Genomic DNA, 10,181 nt, shown 5'->3' with positions numbered 1-10,181 from the left:
TGCTTACCGCGATCGTCTTCATCCTTGCCCGCATCGTTCCCAGCGACCCGGCCGTCATCTACGCCGGCCCGAAGGCGCCCCCAGCCGAGCTGGACAGGGTCCGGGAGCACCTCGGCTTTAACCGTCCGATCCTCGAACAGTACTTCGACTACGTCGCAAAGCTGATCACCGGGGACTGGGGCCAGTCTCTTGCCACAAAACGCCCCGTGTTGGATGAGCTGTTCACCCGCCTCCCAGCCACATTGGAACTCATCGGGTTTGCCATGGTTCTCGCTGTTTCGGCAGGGGTCATCTTGGGCGTGGTTGCCTCCCGCCGTCCTGGCGGATTCATCGACGGAGCAATCCGTTTCCTCTCCATCGGAGGGATTTCCGTGCCCGCCTTCTGGCTCGGACTGCTCCTTCAACTGTTGTTCGTTGGGGGGCTGGGCATACTTCCGGCCACTGGGCAATTCAGCAACTCCATCAAATACTCCAACCCCATCTCTCACGTGACCGGGCTTCCCCTGTTAGACAGCATGATCACCGGCAACGGCGTGGCCTTCACCGATGGTTTGCAGCACGTGATACTGCCGGCCCTCACCTTGGCCGCATATCCTCTCGGACTCGTTGCACGAATGACCAGGGCCGCCATGCTCGATGTCATGAACCAGGATTACATCTTCACCGCCAGGGCCTACGGTCTGAGGGACACCGCCATCCGTTGGCGCCTGGCCCTGAAAAATGCTCTGCCACCAGTCCTGTCTATTGCCGGAATGGCTGCCGCCTACGCCCTGACCGGAACATTCTTCGTCGAAGCTGTCTTCAACTGGCCAGGAATTGGGCAGTTCGCTACATCTTCCATGCTTGCAGTGGACTACCCAGCCATCATTGCAATTACGCTCATGGGCGCCACAGCATACCTGCTGGCCAACCTTCTGGTGGACATCCTGCAATCCCGAATCGACCCCAGAGTGAGCATGTCATGAGCCCCACGACCCAAATCTCCGCCCCGACCGGTTCCGGGCCGGCCGGAGAACAGGCCACCCTTAAACCGATCAAACTACTTAAACAGACCCTGGGCCGTGACCGTTTGGCCGCTGTTGGCGCGATGATCATAGTCCTTGTTGTAATCCTTGCTGTTTTTGGGCAATGGCTGGCACCTTTCCCTGATCAGGGCATGGGGGCGACCAATGCCTCTGCCCGAAACCTCGCTCCCAACGCGTTGAACTGGCTCGGCACCGATCAGCTCGGTCGTGACGTTCTCAGCCGCATCATCATGGGCGCGAACCCGGCGCTGACCATCTCTGCCGTCGTTGTCGCGGCTGCGGCCCTCATCGGCATTCCCCTCGGCGCTGTCGCCGGATATCGCGGTGGCTGGCTCGACGAAGCCTTGATGCGTGTGACCGAGATCTTCCAGGCTTTCCCGCCTCTGCTCCTGGCCATGGTGACCGTTGCGATCCTTGGGCCCAGCCTGACCAACGCCGGCATCGCCTTGGCCATCAGCTGGTGGCCCTGGTATGCGCGCCTTGTACGAGCGGAAGCAAAATCCCTTCGGGAACGCTCCTATGTCGAAGCAGCCCGCGCCATGGGCATTCCGCAGCTGCTCATCATCAGCCGCCATGTACTTCGCAACTGCATGACGCCCATCCTCGTCCAAGCTACCGTCGACATCGGCACTGTGATCCTGGCCGCCGGGTCCCTGGCATTTATCGGTCTTGGAACTCAGCCGCCCCTGCCCGACTGGGGCCTGATGGTCGCCGAAGGGCGCGGGCTCATATTCAGTTCCTGGTGGATAGCCACCTTTCCGGGGCTGGCCATCTTTCTGGCCGTCCTGGGATTCAACCTCCTCGGAGATTCGCTGCGCGACCTCCTTGACCCCAGGCAGGTAAAGCGATGACACATGTTCTTAGCATCCGCGACCTCAACGTCGAATTCACCGACCGGGGAAAGCTTACCAACCGCCCCGTCCGCGGGATCGACCTCGATGTTTCCGCTGGTGAAATCCTCGGCCTGGTGGGGGAAACGGGGTGCGGCAAGTCCCTGACAGGACTCGCAGCCTTGGGGATCCTTCCACGCGGTGCACGGCGCACGGGGCAAGTGACCATCGGCAACGATCCCTTACAGGACTCGTCAGAACCAGGTGGCTCGGTGGCCATCGTATTCCAGAACCCTGGAACTGCCTTCAACCCCGTCTTCACGCTTGGCCGCCAACTCAGCGATGTCCTGGCCCGGCACCGGCAGATCTCGAGGGCCGAAGGCAAAGCTGAAATCATACGTCATCTAAGCCTGGTCGGCCTTCCGGACCCTGAACGGGTCTACCGCAGCTATCCGCACCAATTGTCCGGCGGGATGCTGCAGCGGGCCATGATTGCCATGGCTCTGCTACGCCAGCCCCGGCTTTTGATCCTGGATGAGCCCACAACGGCTCTTGACGTTACTGTTGCCCGGCAAATTTTGGTCCTCATTGACGAACTCCGACACAAGTTTGGGTTCGGTGTGCTGCTCATCAGCCACAACCTTGGCATCATCCGCGATGTCTGTGACCGGGTGGCGGTCCTTTACGCAGGCAGGGTGATCGAAACCGGACCTGTGGAAGCGGTCATGAACAATCCACGCCACCCATATACCCGCGGCCTCCTCGGCGCCCTCCCAGCAGGGCGAACCCACGGCCAGCGACTGAACGCTATTTCTGGAACAGTGCCGGGAAACCTCCTATCCCTCACCGGGTGCGCCTTCAGAAACCGTTGCTCACATGCAGTCACCGACTGCTCGCTCACCGACCCGCTGCTCACCGAGACCGGGCCACACCAGGCAGTCGCCTGCCTCCAGGAAGGCGAACTATGACCAACGTTCTCACCCTCGAAAAAATCGTCAAAACGTTCCCGCACCACAGACGAGTCTTCACCGCAGTCGACGACGTCTCCCTTAGCATCAAGGAAGGTACGGTCTACGGCCTTGTCGGAGAATCCGGCTCCGGCAAAAGTACCCTCGCCCGCTGCGCCATGCAGCTGATGCGCCCAACATCCGGGCGAGCCATATTTGAAGGACATGACCTCGGCAAACTCGGACCCAAGGCACTGCGGACCATCCGTTCCCGGATGGGAATAGTACTTCAGAATCCAGTGGCATCATTGAATCCACGTATGACTATCGGCGCTTCAGTGGCAGAGCCACTTCTGGCCCACACTGCCCTGAAAGGGCAGGCCCTCCAAACAAGAATAAACAATCTGCTGGACGAGGTCGGGCTGGGAGCCGGGCACGCCCATCGGCTCCCGCACCAGCTCTCCGGAGGACAGTGCCAACGCGTCGGCATAGCACGCGCCCTGGCCACCTCGCCCCGTCTCCTGATCCTGGACGAACCCACCAGCGCCCTTGATGTTTCCGTCCAGGCCCAGATTCTGAACCTGCTCCAGGACCTGCAGCAACAAAAAGGGCTCACATATCTGCTCATCTCCCACGACCTGGACGTCGTCCGCTATCTCAGCGATGAGGTGGCTGTCATGAAGACCGGAAAGATCGTAGAAAGTGGACCAGCCGAACGGATCTTCACCGATCCACAGCACGACTACACCCGCAGACTCCTCGAGGCAGCCCCAGGGCGCGCCCGGCCCGAATTGGCAGACTCCCACGCCCTCCCCACCCTTACCACGCAAGGCAGCGACTAAACATGCTAGAGACAACAGCAAATGGTTCCCTTCTGACCAGCCCCGGCAAGGTTGACCGCTATGCCGGCCAGGACTTCAATGAGCACGTCACCCTGGAAAACTGGCAGGAAAGCCCATTCAATCGCTGGGGCTTCGTTCACATCAGTGAGCTCATCACTACCGCAACGATCCGTCGAGGCAGAGCATCCGGGCCCTCCACTGGAAGTGAGTCAGCCACACCGGAACACGCGGAGAGGCGGCACAGCGTTGAGGAGTTCCTGGAATCCACGCACACAGATGCCATCGTCGTACTTCAACACGGGAAACTGGTCCTGGAACGCTATTTTGGCTCTTTCCAGCCGCACGACCGGCACGTCCTGATGTCTGTTTCCAAATCCGTCTGCGCGCTTACCATGGGTATTTTGGTGGGCCGGGGACTCATAGACCCGCAACAGCTTGTCCACCACTACGTCCCGCCGCTGAAGGGAAGCGCCTACGGGAACGCGACGGTCCGCCAAGTACTCGACATGACCGCCGCAGTCCGCTACAGCGAGAACTACCTGGATGCGGCCGCTGAAGTCCAGCAGCAGGATAGGATCGCCGGCTGGCGCCCCAAGCTCGAAACAGACCCAGAAGACACTTACGAATTCCTCACGCTCCTCAAAGCTGCCGGAGAACACGGCCGATCATTCCAGTACTGCTCAGCCGGTACAGACGTGCTGGCATGGATCATCGAGAACGTCAGCGGAAAGCGATACGCCGAAGTCGTCTCCGACGAACTGTGGTCCCAGCTTGGGACACTCGATGATGCACTGATTACCACCGATTCCGGTGGTTTCGCATTTGCGAACGGAGGAATCGCTTGCACCGCACGAGACTTGGCCAAAATCGGACAGCTCATGCTGGACGAGGGGAAAGCCAACGGGCAACAGGTCGTCCCATCATGGTGGATCAACGACACGATGCGGGGCGGAGACCCACAACTGGCCAGAGGAACCGCCTACCAGCAAGTCCACCCCAACGGCTCCTACCGGAACCAATGGTGGGTCCCCGGAGATAGCCGAGGCACGGTCTACGCTGCAGGCATCCACGGCCAATTCATTTGGATTGACCCCGTCAGCGACACGGTAATAGCGAAGTTCTCCTCTTATCCGCAACCGGTTGCACTCGAACTCAGCCGGGCACACGCCGCCGGCTTCAGGCAATTGATCAGCATCCTGGAATACACCAGCTGATTGAGGCGACCCCTCGGAGCGCAGGTCCTCAGCAATCCCCACTAAATAAAGGTCAAAGGAAAAAAATCACCTCCACGGGTAATCCGAATCTGACGCCGAAGCAAACCGCCGCCCGGTGGCTGTGCACCCAATTGCCGGCCTTCCGCTGCCCATCACAGAGCCAAACCGACTGCTGCAAATCCCGGTTTCCCACTCTGCTGGTTGCCTGCCCCTGTACTTCAGGGTTCGATTCCTTCTCCTGACAACGAACCACAAAGGCTCAGACGCAACCTGACACTCCTAGCGGTCCTCCCCCTTTCCCCGACATATGGGCCCTTATCGGCACCGTGTAATAAAGGAGTGGTTATTCTCACCGGACGTGGCCTCGGGTTCCAGCGAAACCTGGGCAGCAGGTAGGCGAAACCAAAGTGGTACGCGTCTTTGTCCCCGAGGACGGGCGCAACGCAGACAACTTCGGCGCCCTGGTGGCGGCCATTCCTCCCGAACACCTGACACTGGCCGACCAGGCACTGGAAATTGCCCGCAGCGATACAAACACGGCCTCCTCCTGACGGTGAGTAGGGACCAGCCTGCCCACTCCAAACACAGTCGACAGTGCGCGCGTACTCGTAGCAGTCAACTGCGGCCCTCGCATCTAAGGAATCAAAACCTGTACCCCGGTAGAGCACCAAACGATAGGGAATGTTTGGAAAGCGGAGGCGAAGACATCTGGCACGCAAGAAATGTGCCTACGAGAGGATTCAAAGTGCTATCGCAATCAACTTCCAACGCCCGTCTCGCGGGCAAAGTCGCGTTGGTTACAGGCGCTACTTCCGGTATCGGGGAAACAATCGCCCGCAGACTGGTAGCCGAAGGTGCCCAGGTGCTAGCAACCGGGCGGTCAATCGAGCGAGGGCAACGACTTGAAGCGGCACTCGGTTCCCATCTGCACTTCTATTCCACGGACATCAAAGACGAAGAATCAGGCAATGCCCTCACCTCCGCAGCAGTTTCACGCTTTGGTCGACTCGACGTGCTGGTCAACAACGCCGCGGTCGATCACACGGGAGACCTTCTGTTAGTTCCCGACAAGGAGATCCGAGAAGTCTTCGAAGTCAACACTTTCGCTGCCATCCGCCTTCTGCAAGCGGCCGCCCGAACCATGCAGGACACTGGCGGATCGATCATCAACATCACTTCACGTTTGGCCTCAATCGGAGTGCCCACCATGGGGATTTACAGCGCCAGCAAGGGAGCAATGCTGGCGCTGACGAAGGCTGCAGCCGTGGACCTATCCCCCTACAACATCCGAGTAAACGCCGTTGCCCCAGGCATGACAAAGACACCGCTGTACGACGAGTGGCTGGAAACGCATGCAGATCCAGCAGCGGCCGAAGCAAGGGTTGTTGACCAAATCCCCCTTAAACGGCTTGCACTTCCAAGCGACGTGGCCGGAGCCGTGGCATATCTGGCCTCGGATGAAGCCTCCTACATCACCGGCACCTCGTTGCCCATAGACGGCGGATACACAGCGCAATAGCCGCCACAAGAAAAGAGGATGACATGTCAACGCCTTGAGTCTCCGCCATTAACATTCCCTGGGCCGACCGCACTAGCCACGTGGACCAGTCCAGAGGGCAGCTTCTTCCTATGGGTCACCTTCAACAACGCGATTGACACTTCAAAACCGTTCGAGGTTGCAGGTGCCAAGGCGTAGCCTTCATCCCGGGTCGCGCCTTCTCGGTTTCCGGAAGTTTCGGCAATGCACTTCGACTTTGCTGCGAATCGCAAACCCCAGAAAGGATTGAGGTAGGGCACGCGCGGCTGGCAACGGTTCTCAAAGAACTCTGACGTTCCAGAGCAAAGTGCTGGCGGACCGTATGAGGAACCATGCCGCCAGCAGCGCCGTCTTGGGCACGGACGCCGGAGCTGCGAGGTGACGGGGCCAAACGGGTGAAAAATGAGGACGAGCCCGCCGGCATTGGAACTCCAAGGCATCCGAAGAGATTTCCCAAAGCCTGTTCGCTCCACTCGCCATGTCAACCCACGGTCAGGGACAGCTGAACAATCGTGATGTCAGAAAGGAACACAATGAGGGCCTTTGCCAGGAAGGGAGCATTGCGCAGTGGCGCAAGCTACGTCTCCACGACCCACTGGCCGGCGCAGCACTATCGTGCCCAGGAATACAGCGTGGCCCTCTTGGGCGTGATGTACCCGTGTGCGGTCCAACACTGCCACGACGGCCCAGAACATTTGGAGCCCACGCTGCCACCCGAGATCCTATTCCGTCGACGGAGCACCGACCTCATCTTTTACTACCCCATCCATACCGATGTAGGCCGGATTCCTCAGCCAACCGGCGAACAAACACCGGTACCAGCACGCCACGAAAAGCCCGCCGGCGCGAAGCATGCAAGCCGTAGGGCTTCCATCGAAGCCGTAGTTCGCGACCTGGCGGTGCTTCTCCTCCGGAAACGACCACAGTAAAACCGGCGCTGCATTTCCACGATCTAAGCGTAAGAAGGCTGCTCACCACGATGATTCCCTTCGTCCACCGAGGACCATGAGGCCTTTTAGGAGTTCGACATAACCGATTACTCATGCCGCACATATGCAGCACGCCCTGTCAGGGTTAGATACACACCAGCTTGGCGTCAGGCAGGTAGCCGAAGGGTTAGTCGAGGCGAAAATTTGGAAGAAATCTCCCTCAGGTCATGTCACCCCCACAACCCCCAGGCATGAATTGGTACAAGACCAACCACGGCCGCCAGAACAAGCCAGAGAGGAGCCCCGAATGACCCCAGATCCCAGCAGGCAGAGGGCTCACAGCCAGGGCACTTGACCCGCCACCCACACAACTTCATAGGCCACGCGGCAGCCAGGCTTCAGGCCGCGACAAGCGTCAGAGGGACCCGAGCAGGGTCAATGTACACACGTTAAAGCAAAAACCCCCTCTGACGAGGGGGAATGCTGTGCCCGAGGTGGGACTCGAACTGCATTCGCTCCCCCGCAAACGCTGCCATCAGGCTTCGACCGTGAAGGCAACTAAAGAGGGGGCAAGGCAGGGAAAAGTCCCGTAGAAACTCGGGCTTAGTTGCGAGTCTTGCTACTAAGCCCGAGCGTCCGTACCGCCAACTAAACCGGTCTTCGCCAAACGTCTAGTCCCATTTCGCCAACTGGTGTTCAAACCGCCAAGTAGCCTCCGACCACACAGAATCAGTCGCTGGTTCAACTAGAACGGGACGATTGTTCATGTAAATCGGAACAGGTTCAAATAGCGTGGAATCTCACAGCGGTATACAGCACATCACAATGGAATGTTGTGGTTGGGCTCCTGACAGTCCAGCTGCGCGCCGAAATATCTAAAGTGCTCGATCAAACCCAAGCCTGGTTACGAGCACGGAGACGGCTTCGCCCCTAATTTGCTTGGAGCGAGGCCGTCGTTCCGCACAAGGTCCCTATTGATGGTCCTTATGAAACCTCTGCTGGGATCTGGTCATAGCGAACGGACTTGACGCTTTCCATCACGGACCGGAGGCATTCGGGATCACGCCCTGTTATCAGCTTCACGTGGCCGGAGAGGACCGTCTGGTAACCCTCAGCTATTGCGACTTCGGCAGTGACCAACTCATCGCTTGCCCACATGTGCCCATCGGCGCTTGGCGGCATGCTTGGGTCGTACGTCCTTGGAATACCAATGGAGTCAAAAAAGGCGAGGCGCTCATCAGCTGATATTGGTACGTACTTGATGGGAGTGTCATGCACCTCCGAGCCGATGTACGCGATTTCTTCAAAGGTCAACAGTTCAGGTCCGGTGATTTCATAGACGGCACCAACATGCTTCGCGGACTCAAGCAGGACCGTGGCAGCGCTGCGGGCGACGTCGGCTTTAGCCGCCGGTGCCAAGCGCCCTTTGGCTGTTGCCTGTGAGATGTCACCGCTGGATGTGGCAGGAGCAACTAGGACGTTGCTGATGATCTCGGAGTAGAGCGCATTACGGAGGAATGTGTAGTCCAAGCCGGAAGCCCTGAGATCCAGTTCACTCTGGTAGTGATCCCTGGCTGAAAGAGCGGGGTTGTTGGGGTGTATGCCCCCGACCGAGGTGTACACGATGTGGCGGATCCCAGCATGTTTGGCTGCGGCGATTGCGTTTCGCGTTTCGGATACTCGGTGGCCAAGATTAAGGCCGCTGATGAGGAAGAGGACTTCCCCGCCAGTGTAAGCAGCGTTGAGGGAGTCGGGTTCCTGGTAGTCGCCGCGCATCACGCGGATGCCATGTGTTTTGTGCTTGTAGAGCTTTTCTGGTGTGCGCGATACAAGTGTTAATTCGATGTCCGGGTCAGCCGCAAGAAGTATTTTTGTGACTCTGCGGCCAAGATCCCCTGATGCCCCACTGATGATGATACGGCCCAATTCGGGGCCTCCTTTCTGGTGTTTGTTCCCGGCCTCTTTGGCGGGAACCGTCTTGCAAGTGAACTCGGTGTCAGCCGAGCGGGTCCCAGAAGGTTTCTCCCGCATACGTGTCGGACAGAGTGGCCAGCGTTTCGGGCTAGACCTCGGGGTCGACAGCGCGTCGCTGGGCTGGTGCCCTTGTGGTTCGGTCAGGGTCACATCCGTTGATACGTGGTGGATGAAAGCGGTGAAATCGTCCACCATCGATTTGGTGATGCCGTTTCTGGGCGATGCTTTCTCCGGCTTCGCGGCTTGTCAGATCCAACTAGCATGTTCATTTGGATACCCCGTGCTAGAGCCGATTGGCTTGCTGGCCGCGCCTTTGCCCGGCCCGTTGTTTCATATTCGTGCGGAGGTATCCTCCCGGCGCCGTCCATGCCGCTAAACCGTGAGGTTGAGGAAGTTGCCTTGGAGGAAGATCAGGGGTGGGTTGGTGGCGCGTAGTTCAAGGGATTCGACGCGTCCGACGACTTGGTAGTGGTCGCCGATGAGATCGATTTTGTAGCGGGTGCATTCAAGGGTGACGATGGCGTCGTTCAGTAATGGGACTCCGCGGTCCGAGGGGGTCCAGTCGACTTCATCGAAGCGGTCTTCGGAGCGGCGGGAGAATGCTTTGCAGAGCGCCGTTTGGTCCTGGCCGAGGATGTTGACGCCAAAGTGGCTGGCTTCATAGAGGCGGGGCCATGTTTTGGAGGCCTTGTCAACGAAGAAGGCCACCAGGGGCGGTTCCAGCGAGACCGAAGTGAAGGAGCCTACGGTCATTCCGACAGGCCCGGACCTGGTGCCGGCGGTGACGACCGCGACGCTGGTTGGGACATGTCCGAGGACGTGCCGGTAAGTTCGTGCCGGGTCCTCAGCCGGTGTTGGGGGGATCGTGGGGGTGGACATTTTG

The 10,181-nt window shown here is 59.1% G+C and carries 9 protein-coding genes; 7 read left to right on the top strand and 2 right to left on the bottom strand.

The features are described from left to right. From AC1DZQ_RS21720 to AC1DZQ_RS21690, 7 genes are all read left to right on the top strand, one after another. On the top strand, window positions 1–965 hold a 965-nt coding region (locus tag AC1DZQ_RS21720), incomplete at its 5' end, for an ABC transporter permease (protein ID WP_476965438.1). Continuing rightward, window positions 962–1,876, top strand: a complete 915-nt coding sequence (locus AC1DZQ_RS21715; protein WP_476945610.1) for an ABC transporter permease — start codon at window positions 962–964, stop codon at window positions 1,874–1,876. The genes AC1DZQ_RS21720 and AC1DZQ_RS21715, both read left to right, overlap by 4 nt. Continuing rightward, entirely contained in the window at window positions 1,873–2,823 is a 951-nt protein-coding gene (locus AC1DZQ_RS21710) for an ABC transporter ATP-binding protein (protein WP_476952661.1), read from the top strand. The genes AC1DZQ_RS21715 and AC1DZQ_RS21710 overlap by 4 nt, the downstream gene beginning before the upstream one ends. Next, entirely contained in the window at window positions 2,820–3,644 is an 825-nt protein-coding gene (locus AC1DZQ_RS21705; RefSeq protein ID WP_476945608.1) for an ABC transporter ATP-binding protein, read from the top strand. Before AC1DZQ_RS21710 ends, AC1DZQ_RS21705 begins: the two co-directional genes overlap by 4 nt. 2 nt (window positions 3,645–3,646) lie before the next feature. Continuing rightward, window positions 3,647–4,858, top strand: coding sequence for a serine hydrolase domain-containing protein (locus AC1DZQ_RS21700; RefSeq protein WP_476965437.1), 1,212 nt, complete (start codon window positions 3,647–3,649; stop codon window positions 4,856–4,858). Between the two features lie 407 nt (window positions 4,859–5,265). Further along, window positions 5,266–5,409: a hypothetical protein gene (locus tag AC1DZQ_RS21695; RefSeq protein WP_476952660.1), complete on the top strand. Its 144-nt coding sequence runs from the start codon at window positions 5,266–5,268 to the stop codon at window positions 5,407–5,409. 194 nt (window positions 5,410–5,603) lie between these two features. Continuing rightward, window positions 5,604–6,377, top strand: a complete 774-nt coding sequence (locus AC1DZQ_RS21690; protein WP_476952659.1) for an SDR family NAD(P)-dependent oxidoreductase — start codon at window positions 5,604–5,606, stop codon at window positions 6,375–6,377. Window positions 6,378–8,308: 1,931 nt separating this feature from the next. On the opposite strand, the gene AC1DZQ_RS21685 is transcribed toward AC1DZQ_RS21690, so the two are convergent. Together AC1DZQ_RS21685 and AC1DZQ_RS21680 are read right to left on the bottom strand one after the other, a co-directional pair. Continuing rightward, on the bottom strand, window positions 8,309–9,250 hold the full coding sequence (locus tag AC1DZQ_RS21685; protein ID WP_476945604.1) for an NAD(P)H-binding protein: 942 nt from the start codon (window positions 9,248–9,250) through the stop codon (window positions 8,309–8,311). Between the two features lie 420 nt (window positions 9,251–9,670). Beyond that, a complete protein-coding gene (locus tag AC1DZQ_RS21680; protein ID WP_476945603.1) occupies window positions 9,671–10,177 on the bottom strand; it encodes a flavin reductase family protein in 507 nt (168 codons plus the stop codon). Between the last annotated feature and the right edge of the window lie 4 nt (window positions 10,178–10,181).

The organism is Arthrobacter sp. P1_C12_2, assembly GCF_056406415.1.
The sequence above is the reverse complement of the archived record's forward strand: the minus strand, read 5'-3'. Positions and strand labels throughout refer to the sequence as shown.

Coding starts and splice junctions, on each gene's coding strand:
- AC1DZQ_RS21700 (WP_476965437.1), top strand. CDS start 3,647: ATGCTAGAGACAACAGCAAATGGTTCCCTTCTGACCAGCCCCGGCAAG.
- AC1DZQ_RS21710 (WP_476952661.1), top strand. CDS start 1,873: ATGACACATGTTCTTAGCATCCGCGACCTCAACGTCGAATTCACCGAC.
- AC1DZQ_RS21680 (WP_476945603.1), bottom strand. CDS start 10,177: ATGTCCACCCCCACGATCCCCCCAACACCGGCTGAGGACCCGGCACGA.
- AC1DZQ_RS21705 (WP_476945608.1), top strand. CDS start 2,820: ATGACCAACGTTCTCACCCTCGAAAAAATCGTCAAAACGTTCCCGCAC.
- AC1DZQ_RS21715 (WP_476945610.1), top strand. CDS start 962: ATGAGCCCCACGACCCAAATCTCCGCCCCGACCGGTTCCGGGCCGGCC.